Source organism: Chitinophagales bacterium (assembly GCA_016787225.1).
Classification (GTDB): Bacteria; Bacteroidota; Bacteroidia; order Chitinophagales; family JADJOU01; genus CHPMRC01.
In genome coordinates this window covers 43,405-63,600 of record JAEUUY010000017.1, presented here as the reverse complement: position 1 = coordinate 63,600, position 20,196 = coordinate 43,405, and the positions used below count along the sequence as shown (strand labels likewise).

18 protein-coding genes are annotated in these 20,196 nt (G+C 34.7%); 13 read left to right on the top strand and 5 right to left on the bottom strand.

Annotated features, from left to right (window positions below):
* The 3 genes from JNL75_05800 to JNL75_05790 all read left to right on the top strand — a co-directional run.
* The coding region (locus JNL75_05800; GenBank protein MBL7789331.1) for a hypothetical protein at positions 1-140 on the top strand (140 nt) is incomplete at its 5' end.
* Positions 141-298: 158 nt separating this feature from the next.
* Positions 299-1,264, top strand: coding sequence for a UDP-3-O-(3-hydroxymyristoyl)glucosamine N-acyltransferase (locus JNL75_05795; protein ID MBL7789330.1), 966 nt, complete (start codon positions 299-301; stop codon positions 1,262-1,264).
* Between the two features lie 155 nt (positions 1,265-1,419).
* Entirely contained in the window at positions 1,420-1,845 is a 426-nt protein-coding gene (locus JNL75_05790) for a hotdog fold thioesterase (protein ID MBL7789329.1), read from the top strand.
* 577 nt (positions 1,846-2,422) lie between these two features.
* On the opposite strand, the gene JNL75_05785 is transcribed toward JNL75_05790, so the two are convergent.
* Entirely contained in the window at positions 2,423-3,784 is a 1,362-nt protein-coding gene (locus JNL75_05785; GenBank protein ID MBL7789328.1) for a hypothetical protein, read from the bottom strand.
* Positions 3,785-3,951: 167 nt separating this feature from the next.
* Here JNL75_05785 and JNL75_05780 point away from each other — a divergent pair, with 167 nt between their 5' ends.
* Positions 3,952-5,355, top strand: coding sequence for a hypothetical protein (locus tag JNL75_05780; GenBank protein ID MBL7789327.1), 1,404 nt, complete (start codon positions 3,952-3,954; stop codon positions 5,353-5,355).
* Positions 5,356-5,382: 27 nt separating this feature from the next.
* On the opposite strand, the gene JNL75_05775 is transcribed toward JNL75_05780, so the two are convergent.
* A complete protein-coding gene (locus tag JNL75_05775) occupies positions 5,383-5,616 on the bottom strand; it encodes a hypothetical protein (protein MBL7789326.1) in 234 nt (77 codons plus the stop codon).
* Positions 5,617-5,859: 243 nt separating this feature from the next.
* On the opposite strand from JNL75_05775, the gene JNL75_05770 reads away from it, so the two are divergent.
* The 4 genes from JNL75_05770 to JNL75_05755 are packed head-to-tail and all read left to right on the top strand — an operon-like array spanning position 5,860 to position 9,586.
* Positions 5,860-6,771: a DUF58 domain-containing protein gene (locus JNL75_05770; protein MBL7789325.1), complete on the top strand. Its 912-nt coding sequence runs from the start codon at positions 5,860-5,862 to the stop codon at positions 6,769-6,771.
* A gap of 2 nt (positions 6,772-6,773) precedes the next feature.
* Entirely contained in the window at positions 6,774-7,553 is a 780-nt protein-coding gene (locus tag JNL75_05765) for an alpha/beta fold hydrolase (GenBank protein ID MBL7789324.1), read from the top strand.
* Positions 7,554-7,570: 17 nt separating this feature from the next.
* Complete coding sequence (pyk, locus tag JNL75_05760) at positions 7,571-9,004, top strand: pyruvate kinase (protein ID MBL7789323.1); 1,434 nt, start codon at positions 7,571-7,573, stop codon at positions 9,002-9,004.
* Between the two features lie 57 nt (positions 9,005-9,061).
* Complete coding sequence (locus tag JNL75_05755; protein ID MBL7789322.1) at positions 9,062-9,586, top strand: hypothetical protein; 525 nt, start codon at positions 9,062-9,064, stop codon at positions 9,584-9,586.
* A gap of 5 nt (positions 9,587-9,591) precedes the next feature.
* On the opposite strand, the gene JNL75_05750 is transcribed toward JNL75_05755, so the two are convergent.
* Complete coding sequence (locus JNL75_05750; protein ID MBL7789321.1) at positions 9,592-10,305, bottom strand: DUF3307 domain-containing protein; 714 nt, start codon at positions 10,303-10,305, stop codon at positions 9,592-9,594.
* The gene (locus JNL75_05745) at positions 10,290-10,898 is read right to left on the bottom strand and encodes a hypothetical protein (protein ID MBL7789320.1); all 609 of its coding nucleotides are present in this window, start codon (positions 10,896-10,898) and stop codon (positions 10,290-10,292) included. Before JNL75_05745 ends, JNL75_05750 begins: the two co-directional genes overlap by 16 nt.
* A 128-nt stretch (positions 10,899-11,026) precedes the next feature.
* Here JNL75_05745 and JNL75_05740 point away from each other — a divergent pair, with 128 nt between their 5' ends.
* The 5 genes from JNL75_05740 to JNL75_05720 all read left to right on the top strand — a co-directional run bounded on the left by JNL75_05740 (position 11,027) and on the right by JNL75_05720 (position 18,188).
* On the top strand, positions 11,027-13,771 hold the full coding sequence (locus JNL75_05740) for a sodium-translocating pyrophosphatase (GenBank protein ID MBL7789319.1): 2,745 nt from the start codon (positions 11,027-11,029) through the stop codon (positions 13,769-13,771).
* 164 nt (positions 13,772-13,935) lie between these two features.
* Positions 13,936-14,652, top strand: a complete 717-nt coding sequence (locus JNL75_05735; protein ID MBL7789318.1) for a hypothetical protein — start codon at positions 13,936-13,938, stop codon at positions 14,650-14,652.
* Between the two features lie 291 nt (positions 14,653-14,943).
* Positions 14,944-16,176 carry a hypothetical protein gene (locus tag JNL75_05730; protein MBL7789317.1) on the top strand — a complete coding sequence of 411 codons (1,233 nt, stop codon included), beginning with the start codon at positions 14,944-14,946 and terminating at the stop codon, positions 16,174-16,176.
* Positions 16,177-16,382: 206 nt separating this feature from the next.
* Entirely contained in the window at positions 16,383-17,339 is a 957-nt protein-coding gene (locus JNL75_05725; GenBank protein ID MBL7789316.1) for a transketolase family protein, read from the top strand.
* A gap of 63 nt (positions 17,340-17,402) precedes the next feature.
* On the top strand, positions 17,403-18,188 hold the full coding sequence (locus JNL75_05720; GenBank protein ID MBL7789315.1) for a TatD family hydrolase: 786 nt from the start codon (positions 17,403-17,405) through the stop codon (positions 18,186-18,188).
* Positions 18,189-18,554: 366 nt separating this feature from the next.
* On the opposite strand, the gene JNL75_05715 is transcribed toward JNL75_05720, so the two are convergent.
* A complete protein-coding gene (locus tag JNL75_05715) occupies positions 18,555-19,706 on the bottom strand; it encodes an IS256 family transposase (protein ID MBL7789314.1) in 1,152 nt (383 codons plus the stop codon).
* Between the last annotated feature and the right edge of the window lie 490 nt (positions 19,707-20,196).

The following is a 20,196-nucleotide window of genomic DNA, read 5'->3' as shown; positions in this document are numbered from 1 at the left end:
CTGACCATATCACTATGGGATGGGATGGGGTCTATAAAAACGAGCCACAACCAAGTGGCGTATACAGCTTCTCTGCAGAGGTAGAATATCTCAACGGAGAAAAACGTACTAAAAAAGGAAGTATTACGTTGATAAGGTAGTCTTAATAACTACTTTAAAAATGCCAAGGATTCGTCCTTGGCATTTTTAGTTTTATTCAACTAAAAAATCAATTTAAATAAAATTATTAATTAAAAACTAGGTTGTATGCAACCATACATACCCAATTATCGTCAGATAATAAATAGAACAAGAAAAAATGGACTTTAAAGACAAGGTCAAACTGAGTGATTTAATTGATAAATATGACTTAAAAATCATATCTAACAGGTATTCAAAAGAGGTGAATGGTATCAATGAAATCAATAGAGTTAAAGAAGGCGATATCACCTTTGTTGACACCCCGAAATACTATGAAAAAGCATTAAAAAGTTCTGCATCATTTATTATAATCAATCAAGTAATCGATTGCCCAGAAGATAAATGCCTATTATATACTGACAACCCATTTAAGATATTTAACCAAATAGCTCTTGACTACTTCCCTACTAAACATTCAAATGATTCGATTATCAGTTCTGAGGCAATAATTGGAGAAGGGTGCATTATCTATCCAAACGTTTTTATTGGGAAAAATGTAACAATAGGTGACAACTGCATTATTTATCCCAATACGACGATATACCCGAATACAACAATAGGTAGCAATGTTATCATACAATCCAATACAGCAGTAGGTTCGGAAGCCTTTTATTATAATAAACAAGGTGGCAAATATCTTAAAATGCATACTATTGGGAACACTATAATTGAAGACGATGTAGAAATAGGATCAAACTGCAGTATTGATTCAGGTGTATCAGGAACTACTAAGATAGGAAAAGGGAGTAAGCTAGATAATCAAATACATATTGCGCACGGAGTAATTCTTGGAGAAAATTGTTTGGTTTGTGCACAAGTAGCTATAGCAGGTAAAACTAAAATAGGGAATAATGTTACAATTTATGGGAAGGTAGGTATTTCCAAAGGACTAACTATTGGGGATAATGCAATAATTCTTGCTTCATCAAATGTAGATAAAAATCTAGAAGGAAATTTACGATACTTTGGATCTCCTGCGATAGAGGCGAGACAAGCTATGAAGCATTATGCCGCCGCTAGAATGCTCCCGAACTTATTAGATAAAATAAAACACCTCATAGCTGATAAGGAAACAGTTATGTAATTAGGTTTATTTTTTTCAATTTTAATTAAGTAAGAGAGGTTTGTCTTTAGACAAGCCTCTTTGTTTTTATTATAATCATAATTAAAGATTCCAAAAATTATTTATGGTAACACCTTCATAAAAAGTTCTAACTTTAGTGCCAAAATAATTGATTCATGTCTATTTGGAAATCTCCCCAATCATTAGAAGAACTAAAACTCAGAGCGCAGAATACAATGGGTCAATTCTTAGAAATGGAATTTTTAGAATTAGGAGAAGACTTTTTAAAAATGAGAATGCCAGTAATAGGAAAAACAAAACAACCAATGGGTTTACTTCATGGGGGTGCCACGGCAGCCTTAGCTGAAACTATAGGCAGTGTATCAGCTGTTATGTGCGTTGATGCTGAAAAGGAAAGCATAGTAGGCCTTGAGCTCAATATAAATCACCTACGAGCCGTAAAAGATGGATTTGTATATGCTAAATGCAGTCCCTTTCATTTAGGAAGAACTACACATGTATGGAATATTGAAATCAAGGATGAAAATGATAGAATGGTAAGTGTAGCCCGGCTCACGACTATGGTAGTTAAGAAGCATTAAAAAAAAATAGGTCACCCATTGCAGGTGACCATTTTTTGAAAATAACCAGTAAATCAATCCCTAGATAGAAAAGATTTTCAGTTTCCAGAGTGCTTTTTAGTGTTAGATTTTTTTTTCAGTATTCGGTATATTTGTTTAAAAATAGCTTTCGTTTGTCTTCCCATGGACCTAGACTAATTGCTGCTAAGTCCATGGATAATTTCTTAAGGATTTGTTCTCATTTTTTGGAGCTCGTTTATTACGTAGTAAGGTTGATTAGTTTTTCTAGTACAAAGATGCGACAAGATGATAAGAAAAAAAACAAGAAAAAATAAAGTTTGTTAGACGTTTTTGACGAAAAACTGACTATTTATTGAAAATAATCTAAGAGGAATTGCTAGAATTCTTTGCATGCTGTTATACCAACCGTAAATTTAAAAAATGCAGACAAGTGAAATTTCATGAGCATTGTACCAAATTCAATTGGACCATATTCACCTTTGAATTGGTATATATAATATTCAGTGACTATGAAGAACTAAGAAAACGGTTTTTCATTATGGAAATAACCATTTTAAAAACCAAAATCTAAACATCTTTACTTCTGAATCTTAATTACTTCAGAATTAAGATCATTCTTTATATAGTATAAGCCATTCGACCAAGATAATGTCGACAACTCTATTTTTTCAGACATTGGACCACTTGCAATTAACTGACCTAAAGAATTATAAATCATATAGTTTGCTTTTCTAAGCATTGGATTTAGAATAATCAAGCTATGTTCAACTTTTGTAGGATATACAGACCAACCCATATAATCTATATTACTTATTGAGGATGTTGCCTTCTGCAAATAAATTCGTTTTGAGACAGGCGTTATTGGAATAGTATTGTAATCTTTGTCAATTAATGCTACTTCCTTGAGGTAAATATTCATATGGGTAATATCACCAGGGTTAGCTATTCCTATTAATACATCTTCAATAATAATATCAATGATACCTCCTTGTGGATCAATATCACCATTACTTTGATTTCTCTTACTATAAGCTATGTTCACGTGCTCCATGTAGCTAACAGTGTCCATCAAAAAAAGAGTAGAAAATTCATCCCACACATTGGTTCTGTTATACTTAGTATATGGATAGAATCTACTTTGAGTTATATTATTTTTATCATATACTCTAACAGTGTATGAAAATCCTAATCCATAAGCACTTATTTTACCTGGAGAATTAATTACAATAGGCACACTTATCCTGCCTACAGAAGAATTTAGCTTTATGGTATCAGGAATAGAAAGGACTAATTTTACTTCATTAGAAGCAAAACTCAATATCGGAAGATAATTACCTTTATCCTTACCAAAATTTCTTCTTAACTGCACTATATCATTCTCATTTATTAATCCATTCCCATCTACATCAGCATGTTTAGCATTGATTCCTCTAACTTCATAAAACCAGTTATGAACCTTTTTGGGAACTCCAAAACTAATATTGGTATCCGCAAGATTTCTTGGCGAACCGTATTGTCCAAACATTAAGCCTATAGGCAAAAGATCCATGTGATTTACAAGATTATCCTTATTGCAATCGCCTGGATACAAATCGCCTGGAATTGATTTTTTCTCAAAATAAACTGTCGTAGAATCTAAAGTCGAACCTAAAATAGTTTTATAGCGAAAATTGCCAAAAACGAGTGCAGAACTAGTAGATTTAATATTCACAAAACTAGAGTCAGAGGAAATTTCAAGTGTATACGAAGCTGTATCTAGACCAATCTTAGTCACTCCAATAATTCTGAGTTGATTTTGATTAGCATCATTCAATTTTAAAAGTAAATTATAATTTAGATGCATGTCATCTCTAAAATAAAACGTATCTTTCCCCAGCTGAGCCTTTAGCTGAGAGAAACCTATAATATTTAGGCCTAAGAATAGTAATAGTCTTTTCATTGTTTGTATATTTTGCTTATTTAATTTATATAGACTAGAAATTGAAAATTAACCTTTATCTCATTTCCATACAAAGGTAGCTATAATTTACATCAATTTCAAAATAATATTTTAACTTTGTTAGACATTTTTTTAATATTATATGAAATAGACATAAAAACAAAGAAATGAAACAAAGTATAATTGGTGAAATTTATTTCTCTTGGACCAAAGGGGAGTTGAAAAAACTAAATAAATTTATAAGTACAAGCCATTGGTCAAAGAGCGTAACCATAATACAATGTCACAACTGCCTTGCAGCTTACGCCAGTAAAGAAAGATTGGATCAATTGACCAAGGAAATATTATTTAAGGAGGTATATCCAGAGGATAATTATAATGACAATAAGCTGAGGTTTACTTTAAATAGGCTCATGGAAGCCATTAAGGAATTTATACTCTTAGAGGAAAATGAAAAAAAGAATGTGCATTCTGAGAAAATTTGGATGGATTTCATTCAAAACAAAAAACTAAAAAAGAATATTTTATTGAACATTGAGAATGACTATAATCCTCATGGCGCACTTAATAAATTTATCTTTCAATACAATAAAAGCGTTTTAAATGGACAATATAATTTTATTAAAAATGCATCCGTTGAAGATAAATATAATTCAATTATTGAAATGGCAAAAGCTGCCGAAGCTTTTGCTGACTTCGAATTTCTCCGTCAATATTCCTTACTAATTACATTTTCAAATGTATATAAATCAAGCGATCTGCATATTGTCCAGACTCGCTATAATGAACTAAAACATAAATCAAACTATAAGAATATTCCCGAATTTGAGGTGTACTTCTTAATAATAGAACTGTTAACCAATCCAAATCATGAGGGATATTATAATCTAAAGAATTATCTGTTCGAAAACTCAAATCTATGGGACTTACCTGATCAAATTATATGGATAAATTATTTGTTAAACTATTCCACTGCACAAATAAATAAAGGGGATCTTGATTTCATAGATGAACAATATTTAATTTATAACTTTTGTCAAGAAAATTCAATGTTTAATTCTCTTGATTTCCTTACAAATACAAGAATCAATAATGTCATCCATATTTTTTTAAGAAAAAAAGACTTCATTAGAGCAGAAAAGTTTATTGAAGACTATGTATCCTTTCTTCCATCTGAAATAATGGATTCTTGTAGACACTTTAATCTGGCGAGAATACGCTTTGAGAAAAAAATGTATAAAGAAAGTTTAAGAGAATTGCTAAAAGTGGATTTTGGGAGAGATGCCTTTTATTCTATCAACTCAAAAGTGCTTTTATTGAAAAATTATTTCGAAATAAAAGAAAGCGATGCACTTTCCTCACTCGTGATTAGCTTTAAAGAATATATTAAGAAAAATAAAGTAATTTCTGAATCACATAAAATCAGTATTATCAATTTTTTAAAAATGGTCGATAAAATCTATGGAGCTACGCCTAGTAAAGCCAAAAAACTAGATGAAGATATTTACAAACAGACACAAATCGCAGAGAAAAGCTGGCTTCTTGAAAAAATATCAGAAAAAATCAGGTAAGAAAAGGTCTAGCAGAATTTCTTTGAATTAAACCAATTCTTTTTCTTTACGCTTACTACTCGCCAGAATAGTGTTGACAGTAGATTCCTTTGGAGTAAACAAATGCGCATCAAGCATAGATTTAGATTTCTTTAAATCTCTATATTCTTCAGCCAAAACTGGGTTTTTTAAGATCTCTTGTTTCAATTTGTAATTATCGCAACAATCTGATTCTCCGTAAATTGATTTTAAAAGATCGGTGTGGGTAAAGGTTTCTTGCATATATTGAGTTATTTTGGGTTTGAATTACAAGTTACTAACGCTACAAATATAAGTTTATTGTGACATTATTCAAAAAATTTTCATTTTCATTAAAAATTGTTGCAAAACATAGCCTGGCATTCTATGAGGAATACTTATGGTTATTTTCTACATGATAACACTTAAACGCTAAGTTTATTGTGTCTTTAATTAACTTTAATTTTAAATTGAACAAAAAAGGAAGCATTAATTTTGTAGTGAAACATGATAAAGGAGTTAAATTCCATTGATAAACTGGATCTTTTGGCAAAAAAAATAGTCGAAGGATACCTGATTGGACTGCATCGCAGTCCATTTCACGGATTTTCTGCCGAGTTTCGTGAACATAAGCAATACAATCTAGGAGATAATCTAAAAAGTATTGATTACAAGGTATTCGCCAGAACGGATAAGCTTTTTATCAAAAAATACGATGAAGAAACCAATCTCCGTTGTCAATTGGTTATCGATGTATCTAGCTCCATGTATTTTCCTAAAGAAAATCCCCGAACAAAACTTGAATTTAGCAGTATAGCAGCGGCCAGTCTCATTCACTTGTTAAAAAAACAACGAGATGCTTTTGGTTTAACCCTCTTTTCAGACTCCATTCTACAGAATATAGAGCCAAAGCTGACTGAGAAGAATAAGCAGTTAATTTATACCGCTTTAAATAACTATTTGCAAAAAGAAAACAATCATTCTACCTCCAATATTATCGAATGCATTCATGGTTTGGCATATTCGTTGAAGCGTCGAACCCTCGTTGTCATTTTTACGGATCTATTGAATACCACTATCGATGACAGTTTTGACGAAAAATTTGTAAAGGCACTTCAGCACCTCGCATTTCAAAAGCATGATTTAATATTATTTTATGTGCATCAGAAAAAAACAGAAATAGAGCTTGATTATGGAATTCAGCCTACTGAGTTTATTGATATGGAAACAGGTGAAAAAATTAAATTGATACCCTCAGAATTGCAATCAAAATTTCAAAAAGCAATGGAAGATAAAATAAACAAAATCAAAACCAAATGTATACAATACGGAGTAGATTTTGTGGAGGCAGATATTAACCAAGATTACAACCAAATTTTATCGAGCTTTCTCCGAAAACGCACTAAGATGCTTAAATAACCATGTCAGAATTGATTCATTACAAGTTTGCAGGAGATAAATCTAAACCTTGTCTGCTTATAGTGCATGGGCTATTCGGCAGTCTAGATAATTGGCAGTCTTTAGCTAAGAAGTGGTCAGAAAACTTCTACGTCATCAGTATTGATGTTCGAAATCATGGACGTTCGTTTCACAGCGACGATATGCGATTTTCGTCATGTGCCATGGATATAAAATCGGTATTAAAAAATGAGAGCATTGAAAAATGTCACCTACTTGGCCATTCGATGGGAGGTAAAATAGCAATGGAATTTGCAAGTCTATTTCCAGATTCTTTAATAAGTCTTATCATAGTAGACGTTGCTCCATACAAGTATCCACCTCACCATGCAGACGTATTTGTAATGATAAAAGGAACAAACCTAGCTGCATACACCAATCGTAATGATATCGAAAATGCCATTCGTTCTTATATCCACGAAGAAGGAGTGGTGCAATTTATGATGAAAAATATTCGAAGAAATGAGCAGTCAATGAAATTTGAATGGAAGTTTAACTGGCAAGTACTCTATAGAGACTATCTTGAAATTATTCAATATATGCCACAGAAAGGATTCGCTGGAAAAACAATATTTATAGGTGGAGAACAAAGTAAATACATAACGAAAGAGACCTCATTGCATATCTTTGACCTCTATCCAAAAGCAGAATTAGAATTCATTTCAAATGCTGGACATTGGGTGCATGCGGACAACCCCGATGAAATTTACCATAAAGTAAATCAATTTATTGATAATAAATAAAACGCAATTTAAAAGCAATGATTCTAAAAGATAATAAAACAAAAATAATAGCAACCTATGGCCCAGCCTGTGAATCGGACGAGGTTTTTAGTAATATGATAAAAAATGGAGTAGATGTGTTTCGCTTCAATTTTTCGCATGGTGATTATGATTTTCATTTGAAAGGATTTCAGAAAGTAAAAGACTTTAACAAGCAACATGGCACGCACATAGCTATTCTAGCAGACCTTCAGGGTCCTAAAATACGGGTAGGTGAAGTCGAGAATGGCAGTATATTATTGGAGGTAGGGCAGCAGCTTCTGGTTACGAATCAAAAACAAATTTCAACTTTAGAAAAGCTCTACGTGAGCTATGACCGACTTGGCGAGGACGTTAATGTTGGTGAGAATATATTAGTCGATGATGGTAAAATATGTCTACAAGTACTATCTATTATAGACGATCATACCATAAAGGTAATAGTGCTAGAAGGTGGAGAACTCAAATCAAAAAAAGGTGTCAATTTTCCCCATACTAAAACTACTATAGAATCACTTACTGCCAAAGACAGGCAAGATTTAGAATTTGCTATCAACAATCGTGCAAACTGGATAGCCCTCAGCTTTGTACGCAAGGCAGAAGATGTCATGGAGGTAAAAAAAGTCTTTGGTGAGGCATGGTTACATTTAAAAGTAATTTCAAAAATAGAGAAACCAGAGGCCATCACTAATCTTGAAAGTATTTTGGAGGTATCGGATGGAATCATGGTAGCGCGCGGTGATTTAGCTATCGAGGTGCCTCTAGAGAAAGTGCCACTATTGCAGAAAGAAATTGTCAAAAAATGCAATCAACTGGGAAAACCAGTTATCGTAGCTACACAAATGATGGAGAGTATGACCGAGCGCAGCTTTCCTACAAGAGCAGAGATTTCGGATGTAGCCAATGCCGTGCTAGATGGCGCTGATGCCTTGATGCTGAGTGGAGAAACTTCTGTAGGGCTTTTTCCTGTCAAGGTTATAGAAACCATGTCGAAGATAATAGAGCAGGTAGAAATGAATTCTGATATATATAATACCATGAGCTATGTCAGCGATATCGATAATGCAGATTATATCCCTGATGCCGTTTGTCATTCTGCGGTGAACCTAGCAGAAGGGTTAAGTGCAAAAGCCATCATCGGAATTACTCGCTCGGGATATACTGGATTCCGAGTATCTAGCTTCCGTCCGAAATCTAAGATTTATATTTTTAGCGATAATAAGCCTCTCCTCTACACCATGAATCTTATATGGGGAGTAAAAGGCTTTTATTACGAAGGTTTTGAGGGTACTGACCAAACTATCAAGGACGTTATTCAAATCTTAAAGGATAAAAAACTGGTTAAGAAAAATGATATTGTTATCAATACGGCATCCATGCCTTTCAATGAAAAATCAAAGACCAATACCGTAAAGGTTACAGTTGTGAACTAGTCAATGACAAACAAAGAGAAAGTTCAAAGTCATTCGAAGTTAGTAGACCTTTTAAAAATGGCATACTCTGCCGAAAAGGCAGCAGCGTTCGCTTATATAGGTCACGCGAGCTCTGTCTCAAGTATAGAAGAAAAGAATGCCATTAAGCAAATAGAAGATGATGAATGGTATCATAGAAAAGAGGTATTCGAGATTATGAAGTTATACCATATTGAGCCTTCTTCATTTTATGAATTCAAATTTCATCTTATTGGAAGACTTATTAGTTTATCCTGCTACCTTATCGGTTGGTTTATGCCCTATTATTTTGCAGGAAGGCTAGAAAGTGGAAATGTATGCGAGTATTTTAAAATGATGCAATATTTCCATGAGTTAGAAATTTATGACCATAATAAGGTACTTTATGAAATGGGGATCAAAGAAAAAGAACACGAAATCTATTTTCTCGAAAAAATAAAAAACAAAAAACTACTTCCTCTATTTGAAAAATTATTCTTTTGGGGGAGCCATCATAGCTTCAATGACGTAAACTTGCAAAATAAATACCCAATTGAAGAATCTGCTAAGTATTGCCAGAAATAGGCTAATCATATATTTGCTTTCAGTTGCAGATAAATAATCGCAACTAAAATAGCCAAACCAAAACTCAACAATGTCCCGATAAGTATATACTCGGTATGCTTGACATCTTTTCCGTCTTTCAATTCACCAAAGCGAAAGATGGATTTAGCAGCTAGCAAGAATCCAATTCCCTCCCAAAATCCTGAAACTACAAAGTAAAAGATAAACAATCTTTCTAATAAACCTATTACTTTTCCTGCATCTTCTAGTCCCTTATTCGGTGGGCTATAATCAAATAAAGACATTATTTTACTAATGATAATAGAACAAGTGCTCAACAAGAATATCAGCATTGCTAGCAATAGATAATTATCCTTGCTAAAAATCTTGTGCCACTCGATCTGGACTTCAAATAAGCAAAGAATAAATATAAAAATGGATAAGGCATGTAAAGTCTGATCTAAGATAAGATTGTTGATTTCTTTAATTTTCCGTACAATCAAAATTTTCGTTACACTGTCTATAGCTAGGTGCGAAAAGGCTAAGACCACTATAGGGAATATATAATCTTTTTTAAATCCATTAATTATCAGCATAATAGCCAGATGTATAGCTACGTGCAGATATAAATACGGAGACCTAAATTTCTTAGCTCCAATATTCTTAACCATTTTATCTGTTTGGAAAACAAAATCTCCTAGCAGATGACTAAGCACTATTTTAATCAGGAGTTCAAACATAGAACTATTTTTTTAGTATACAAATTCAAAGCCTCTGAAATCTCGTCATAGCCACCTCGCTTAAGTGCCCTGCTAATGGTAGCACTATTTTTATGTAATTTTTCTGCCAACTCCTTTTGCCTTAAACCTTTATTCTCAATGGCATAATAGATAGTCTCAGCAGTTACAGGCTTCCAATTATCAGTAATAAATCCAATTAATTTTAAAATAGGATTGAAGTGGTCATCCAATTCATTAAATGGTGATTTTATTGCCAAGGTTTCATTTTTCAGCTTATCAAAACACTCCCCAGAATAAACAAAAGCACTGCCATTGGATTCTGTAACTTTTTTGCCAGAATATGTCTTATCGCCTATTCCTATAGCCATTCGTACATTTAAAAATTCAACGCTCCTCAAAGCAGCTTTGATAGTGAATACCCAGTTTAAAGCTTCCTCTACCTTGACTTCTATTTGGAAACTATCTCCCCTATAGATTTCCCATTTCTTTTTATCGGCAATATTTTGCGAGAATAGCTTCTTAAGCTTAGGCTGCCAATACCTTGAATTGACTTGCCTAGAATTAATAATATCACCTGTGATAACTGCTATCATCTTTTTAATTTCTGCAAATATATAAATAATTGCCCTAAAAAGGACAATTTTCAATAATTGCTCTAAAAAGGACAATTTTTAATAATTGTTCTAAAAAGGACAATTTGTTCAGTTAGTCCTTAAAAAAAATGGCACATAGAAAATTAAAACTTCTATTTTTGCCTTCCTTTTTAAAAATCAAACAATTAACTATTTATAAAGTAATGGACAACAATTTAATTTACATCTTACCATTTTTTGGTATCGTAGGTCTGGTTTACATGTTTTTCCTATCCTCATGGGTAAAAAAGCAAGACGCTGGTGACAGCAAAATGACAGAAATCGCTAACTATATAGCAGAAGGAGCTATGGCTTTCTTAAACGCTGAATATCGTATTCTAGCTATTTTCGTAGCTGTAGCAGGTATCTTATTAGGCGTGCTATCTCAAATGGTAGCTACTTCACACTGGCTTATCGTAGTTGCTTTTGTCATAGGAGCTATTTTCTCAGCAGTAGCCGGAAATATCGGTATGAGAATTGCTACTAAAGCCAATGTCAGAACGACGCAAGCAGCTCGTACGAGTTTAGCTAAAGCCTTGAAAGTATCCTTCGGTGGTGGTACGGTGATGGGACTGGGTGTAGCTGGTCTAGCGGTTTTTGGTTTGAGCTTCTTATTTATCTTATTATTCAAATACTTCATGGGTGGAGACTTCGCTAATGGTGGTTCCACAGCCATGACACAGGTTTTGGAAGTGCTAGCAGGATTTTCATTAGGTGCTGAGTCTATTGCACTTTTCGCAAGAGTAGGCGGTGGTATTTATACGAAAGCTGCTGATGTAGGTGCTGACCTCGTAGGTAAGGTAGAAGCAGGTATCCCAGAGGACGATCCACGCAACCCAGCAACAATCGCGGATAATGTAGGTGATAACGTAGGTGACGTAGCGGGTATGGGTGCAGATTTATTCGGGTCTTATGTAGCAACGGTTCTAGCAGCTATGGTTCTAGGAAATTATTTATTAGGCAATCCTGCCAATGAAGGTATCTTCCAAGGATTTGGTGGTATCGGACCTATTATCTTACCAGTAGCTATAGCTGCAGTAGGTATTATATGGTCCATCGTCGGTACTTGGTTTGTATCGGTAAAAGATGATAATGGCGATGTACAAAGAGCCTTGAATATAGGAAACTGGTCTTCATTGATTTTGACTTTGATTTCTGTATTTTTCTTGATTAACTGGATATTGCCTGCTGAAATGAATATGGAATTTTTCGGTGAAAAGGCTAAAATGGTTAGCAGAATGGATGTATTTATAGCTACTATTATAGGAATGGTTGTAGGAGGTGTTATTTCTTCCATTACAGAATACTATACAGGCGTAGGTACAAAACCTGTTTTAGGTGTTATTAGACAATCTGGAACGGGTGCAGCTACCAATATCATAGCTGGTCTTTCCCTCGGTATGATGAGTACATGGATGCCTATCTTGTTATTCGCTGGAGCTATTATGGGTGCTTATCATTTTGCAGGATTTTACGGAGTAGCGATAGCTGCAGGTGCTATGATGGCTACTACGGCTATGCAGCTAGCTATTGATGCATTCGGACCTATAGCAGATAACGCAGGAGGTATCGCAGAAATGTCTGGACTACCAGAAGAAGTAAGAGGTAGAACGGATATCTTGGATTCAGTAGGAAATACGACAGCGGCTATTGGTAAAGGATTTGCTATTGCTTCAGCAGCATTGACCGCTTTAGCTTTATTTGCAGCTTATGTGACATTTACTGGTATCGATGGTATCAATATTTTCAAAGCCAATGTACTAGCTGCACTATTTATAGGTGCTATGGTACCAGTCGTCTTCTCTGCACTCGCTATGAGTAGTGTAGGTAAGGCAGCTATGGACATGGTAAAAGAAGTGAGAAGACAATTCAAAGAAATACCAGGTATTATGGAAGGCACTGGCAAGCCAGAATATGGCAAGTGTGTAGCTATCTCTACTCAGGCTGCTTTGAGAGAAATGATGCTTCCAGGCTTGATAACGATAGTGACGCCTGTATTAGTTGGATTATTTATGGGTGCAGAGCCTCTAGGTGCCTATATGGCAGGTGTAACGGTTTCTGGTGTGCTATGGGCTATCTTCCAGAATAATGCGGGTGGTGCTTGGGACAATGCCAAGAAATCATTTGAAAAAGGTGTAGAAATCGATGGACAGAAATATTTCAAAAAATCTGAACCGCATAAAGCTGCAGTGACTGGTGACACGGTAGGAGATCCTTTCAAAGATACTTCGGGTCCTTCTATGAATATTTTAATTAAGCTGACATCATTAGTTGGTTTGACCATTGCGCCTTTCTTAGCTGAGCAGAATCATTGTTGTCACAAGGAAGTGACCAAAATGGAAATCGTAGAGCAAAAAATCATGATTCAAGACGGACAGGCAGCGATTACACTTCCTGGTAGCACAGCAACAATGCAAGTTCCAGACAATGGTATTGAAGCAGGTTTATTCAAATTTATAAGTGATAATAACTCGATGGTGAATGACACTACATGGTTTGATTTTGATAGATTGACTTTTGAAACTGGAAAAAATATCTTGACTCCAGCTTCTCAGGAGCAGCTCGGTAATATAGCCAATATCTTAAAAGCATTTCCTAATGTAAAAGTGAAAATAGGTGGATATACCGATAATACCGGCAATGCAGATGCTAACTTAAAACTATCCGGTGAAAGAGCCACGAATGTCATGGATGAACTAGTAAAATTAGGCATAGCATCAGATAGAATGAAGGCGGAGGGTTATGGTCAGAATCACCCGGTTTGCCCAGCCAATGACACCGAAGAGTGCAAACAAAAGAATAGAAGAATTTCGATGCGAGTGACGGAGAAGTAATTCTTAATTTTAAGTTTTAATTATGAATAAGGCTGTGATAGTAATATCATGGCCTTTTTTTGTTTAGTAATATTTTTGTAAATGAGATAGTAAGGTGGGAACAACTGATGAGGTGAGAAGGTGTTTTTATTATTTTTGTATTCTTAAATTTGTCAATGTAAAAAATGAATAAACTGAAAGTATTATCTATTCTAGTATTACTAACACTCAGCTGCAATAACTCTGGTGAGAATAAGTATATCGAGGAAAAACATAAGAACAATAGTATTGAGTTTGATTCTATGTTTAGAAAGGAGGCTACTACACAAGGTGATATTTTTGAAACAAAAGATACTTTCAGAGGAAGTTTTTCTGATTTTGCTATTTCGATTCCGGGTATTGTTGTTTATGATGAAGAAACGAAAAAGCATAATGACTCCATTACCATTTTGGTTGAACTAGGATATGATTTTGATAATGTTGAAATAAATTTAGAGAATTTAAATCCTAACATTAAAAGTATCAGGCTTTTCGAAAATTATCAAAATACCTTAACTTTCAATGATGAAGGACCCCATTATACTTTATATGACTGGAAAACTTATGTTTCCGATTGGAAACAAGTAAAATCAAAAAGCAAGTTTACCTATATGACAGATACAATAACTGAGGAACAGGGCTCATCCTTTCCAAGTTTTAATAAGAATGAGCTAATAAAATTCTTGAAATCTGATGAAGATTATAAGAGATGCCTTGAAATTATCAATGATACGATTAGAAAAAATTGGCAGGATTCATATTGGATTGGGGTTGCGGTAAGACGCGTAAAATTTATCATAGAGTACAGTAATGGTAATCGTAGTACAAAGTATTTGATTGTCAATTACCCAATGGGTTGTTGATTTGACAAAAAAAATATCCCTCCAACTGGCCAGAGATTAGTGAAACGGTCTCTGTGCCTGTATGTAAAAATGAGAAGCAGAATAACCACTTCTTTCTTGTCTACGTTTGAGGGGTCTAGTTAAAGTTTTAGTCAAACAAGGATTCTATGCTTGATGCATATTGAAAGCTAAAAACCTTTTCCATTTTTTATAAAATCTTATCCTAATTTTAGTATGAAATGATGAAAATCCTGTTAAGTCATCTTAATTAGAAGAAAATAAATATAATAGCATTTAACCTAATTGGTTTTTATGGTATCCAATAACCATAAATCCCTTCCTATGCATCATTTCAATCAATTTTTTACTACAGCCATTCTTTCATGTACGTTTTTTATTTCGTGTCAGTCACAAGGCAATAATGCAGCCGATCTTGAATTTCCTACCAGGCCTACTAGAACGAACCCTGCTCCACAACCCGATGGCAATGCTCCTAAAATACAACTAGCTCTATTGCTCGACTGCTCCAATAGTATGGACGGACTCATAGAACAAGCAAAATCTCGGCTTTGGAATGTCGTCAATACCTTGACCACGCTGAAATATAACGGCAGAGAACCTCAAATAGAAATAGCTCTATATCAATATGGAAATGATAATTTATCGTCAGAAAAACACTGGGTGCAGCAGATAGTTCCTTTTACTCAAGACCTAGATTTGATATCCGAGAAACTATTCGGACTGCGCACCAATGGTGGCGAAGAGTACTGTGGGGCAGTTATCAAAGCTTCTACTCAAAATCTGATATGGAATAATCAATCGAATGCTATGAAGTTAATTTATATAGCAGGTAACGAGCCTTTTAATCAAGGTAAAATTAACTATAACGAAGCTATAGCCGAAGCTAGAAAGAAAAATATCTATATCAATACTATTTTCTGTGGGGATAATATGGAAGGAATTAGCACCTTCTGGCAAGATGGCGCTGTATCAGGAAATGGAAAATATTTTCACATCAATTCCAATGAAAAAGTGCGATATATCATCACCCCATATGATGAAAAAATTAGTAGTGCGAATGATAAACTCAATAAAACCTATATGAGTTATGGTCATGAGGGTGAAATGAAAAAAATGAATCAAGTACGACAAGATGCAAATGCGTCATCGATATCTCAATCGAATCAAGTTGAGCGGACTATTTCCAAATCAAAGTCGAGTGCTTATAAAAATTCTTCTTGGGATATCGTAGATAAAGTGGCTGACGATAAAACATTTCTGGAAAATGCAAAGGAAGAAGAACTGCCTAATGAACTTAAGGGCAAATCAAAAGAAGAAAAAATAAAAATAATTGATGCCAAGTCTAAAGAACGCAGCATGATCCAGAAAGAAATTGCAGAACTAGCAAAGAAAAGAGAGGCGCATATTCAAGAAGAATTGAAGAAAACAGCTTCTAAAAATTCGGATGATTTAGGCAAGGCAATAGAATCTTCTATTCAGGAATTAGGAAAAAAACTCGGATATAAGAAGGATTCTTCTTCATAAAATATTGAAATTTCGCAAACCAATATTTAATACCATAGCAAGGTATTAAAATGGGTTGGACCATTTTAAAACTGCTATTGGTATCACTTTTCCATTAGTACACTAAGAAAAGAATAACGATTCTCCCATAATTCACATATTGTGGATGGATAGTTTATATCCCAATTCGAATATGCTTTACATTTGTCGTCATAGATATTTTCCTTATGAGTTTAGACGATATTATTGTTTTAGGTGAGAACGATACGCGTTCTGGATTTGGCGACGCAATGACGGTATTAGCCGACACGCATCCTGATGTGGTAGCCCTTTGTGCTGACCTAACCGATTCCCTGAAATTGGGAGATTTTAAAAAGAAAGTTCCGCAGCGGTTTGTACAGGCGGGAATAGCTGAGGCTAATATGATTGGGCTTTCTGCAGGATTAGCTATCGCTGGAAAGATACCTTTTGCGTCTTCCTTTGCGAATTTTGTAACGGGAAGAGTTTATGACCAAATTCGCCAATCCGTAGCCTATTCCAACAAAAATGTAAAAATATGTGCATCGCACGCAGGCTTGACCTTGGGCGAAGATGGGGCTACACACCAAATCTTGGAAGATATAGGCTTAATGCAGATGCTGCCTAATATGACGGTCATCAACACCTGCGACTATAATCAAACCTATCAAGCGACTCTTGCCATTGCAGATTATGATGGTCCTGTTTATTTGCGATTTGGTCGGCCTAAAGTGCCTATATTCATACCAAAAGATAGTAAATTCGAAATAGGAAAAGCTATCAAACTTTCAGAGGGAAATGACATAACCATCGTAGCGACGGGTCATTTGGTCTGGGAAGCCATAGTAGCTGCCAAGAAATTAAAGGAGGAAGGCATTTCTGCTGAGGTAATCAATATTCATACCATAAAGCCACTAGACGAACCTGCTATACTGGAAAGCGTAGCCAAAACTAAGAAAATAGTGGTAGCGGAGGAACATCAAAGATTGGGAGGACTAGCTAGTACCATAGCTTTACTTTTAGCGGAAGAAATGCCTACACCGATGTCGATTGTCGCGATGCAGGATAGTTTCGGTGAGAGTGGAACGCCGAGCGAATTGATGAAAAAATATGGTTTGGACTCTGACAGTGTCTATGCTGCTTGCAAGGAAATGCTAGATAGATAATTATAAATTTTGAATTATAAATTTTAAATAGAGTTTAATATTTCGACTGGATTACTTTCCACTGTGACTGACTACTACCTCATAGATACCCATTCCCACTGCTACCTACCTTCTATGTTAGAGGATAGAGCTGATTGGATACAGCGTCTAAAGAAGAATCAGGTTGGTCAAGTTCTATTACCCAATATAGATTTAGAATCCATAGAGCCCATGCATACCTTGTGTGAAGCTTATCCTAATACGTTTTACCCTATGATGGGAATCCATCCTTGCGATGTCAAGGAAAATTATCTCGAAGTATTAGATAAGGTGTATACCATACTTAAGGAAAATCCTGATAAGTATTGCGGGGTAGGTGAAATAGGTTTGGATTATCACTGGGATCTGACTTTTCAAAAGGAGCAGAAACAAGCCTTGGAAATGCAGTTTGAATGGGCAATTGAATTTGATAAGGCCGTTTCCATACATAGCCGAAAATCTAATCAAGATGTCATTCCATTAATAACTCAATACGCAAAAAAAGGTCTGCGTGGAGTTATGCATTGTTTTTCAGGTTCGATGCAAGAAGCAGAGAAAATCATAGACTGTGGCTTTTATCTGGGTATAGGTGGTGTCCTCACATATCCTAAATCAGGTTTACAAGAAGTCATTAAAAATATAACCCTGGATCATATTGTCCTAGAAACAGACTCTCCTTATCTCGCTCCAGTGCCTTACCGAGGCAAGCGCAATGAATCAGCTTATGTGAGAGACATAGCTACTTATCTAGCTGATTTAAAAGGAATTTCTTTAGAAGAAGTTGCGAAGATAACTACGGAGAATGCTATTCAACTTTATCAACTAAACTAATTTTATATTTATTGTTGGGTCTAAGCTAAATAGTGTGGGTTGTTTTGGAGCTATGAATCACATGCCACCCCTCTGGGGGTTTAAATGTTATAGGCTAATTTTGTCTATTACAAACAGACCACTCCTACGGAGTTAAAATCAGAAAGTCAACACGAACAAAGTAGAGGATTCAAATGAAAGCTAATTTACTAGCCCCATTCGGGGCTAACTGTTAATAATATTTCTCAATAATAGGTAGTATTCAATAAAGTGTGTAAACTGATTTTTAGTTGAGAGTTATAAAATCAATTTATTTCTTTTGAAGAAGAATCCTTCTTAAGGAGAATGACTCCTCTTCGCCAGATTTGTTTGGTTTTTCAAAATTAGTCATTCAAATTTTATTTTGCTTGAGTTTTTAAATTGGTAAATAGGATAAGAATATTCTTTTCTGTCCATAGCAGTGCTGCCTATAAGGAATAATACGGATTCTGGACTTGGCATAGAACTTCTCATTCTAAGGGTTCTTTTGTAGGTTCTGTTTAGTCTTTCTATCCAATTGGTGGTATATATCATACGCCTAATATCCGTCTCATAAAGTAGATAATTGAAGTATAAATGATACCTTGGAGCATTGTATGTATTCAAGGAAGGATATACTTTGAGCCATTTATCAATAAAGTCATGAAACTTAGCTATTCCTTGTTTTGGAGTATCTTTAGGATTATCTGGATTCAATACGACCTTTAAATCAGCAGCTACTTCCGCTTTATGCTTAGGTTTCACCTTGGCTAATATGTTTCGAGTTAAATGAACAGTGTATAATTGTACAATAGCCTGAGGAAAGACTGATTTAATCACATTTTCTATTCCTTGCAATCCATCACAAACAACTAATTGCACTTTCTTCATTCCTCGCTTTTTTAATGCTAGAAATGCCTCTTCCCAATTGCTAGAACCTTCTGTAGGATGATTAACAATACTTAGAACCTCTCTCGTAGTATCTTTTTTGACTGCTAAAATGGTATAATAGGCTTCGTTGGAAACACTATCATCTCTTCTGGTATGCCAATAGGTAGCATCTATGTAAATAATTGGATATTCTTCTTCTAGCTCTCTTTCTAGCCAGGCAAATACATCCTCACGAGCCGTTTGCATCATAGAACTTATAGCTGCTTTACTATAGGATTGACCATATATTTTATTGAACATAGAGCCAACCTGCTCTGTCGTCAATCCAGCCCTATATAGCTCAAAGGCTAGTTCTTTACTTTCATTATCCTGATCCTTTATCAGAGCAAGGATTAACGGGTAAAAATTATGATGGCGACTTCTCGGTATCACTAACTCTAATTTACTTCGATGAGCAAAAACGCTACTCAATCTATAACCATTTGAACTATCAGAATGTTTCTTGTTAAACTCCTGACGTTCCGCTTTCATTATCGACTCTAAGGAAAGCTTTAGTAGTTCTCTGTATCCATCCTTTTTCTTTGCAATTTCGTCAAATATTTCTGACATTTGTTCTTGTGTAAAGTTCATTTTTCTGTGTTTTTTTTAGTTCAACACAAAAATCAGAGTTTTGGATTTTACACACTTTTTTGAACAGTATCCAATAATACAATGCTAAGCTCCATAGGAGCGACCCAATTTTATATAGTTTTTTACTTCATAAATTCCCAATGACATAGTCTACAATTTTTATGGTATTGTTCATATCACTTATAGTTACCCATACGAATCAACTTAGAGCCATAATAATACCATTTATGTATGATGGAACTATTCTCCACTTTTCGCCACTTTATGAATGCAAATGGACAAAAGCGACTAAAAGTATGACTATATAAAAAATCATATTGGATCAATGAACGCAATCAATTCATTGAAGATGCCAAAGAAGAAAAATAACAATTATTTCTGCATAAATAGCTTAATTTTACCGATAAAATCATGGTTCATTCTGTAACCACTATATAAACTACACACTATCTGCTAAATAAACTACATGACCAAATCTATCTACTACGGC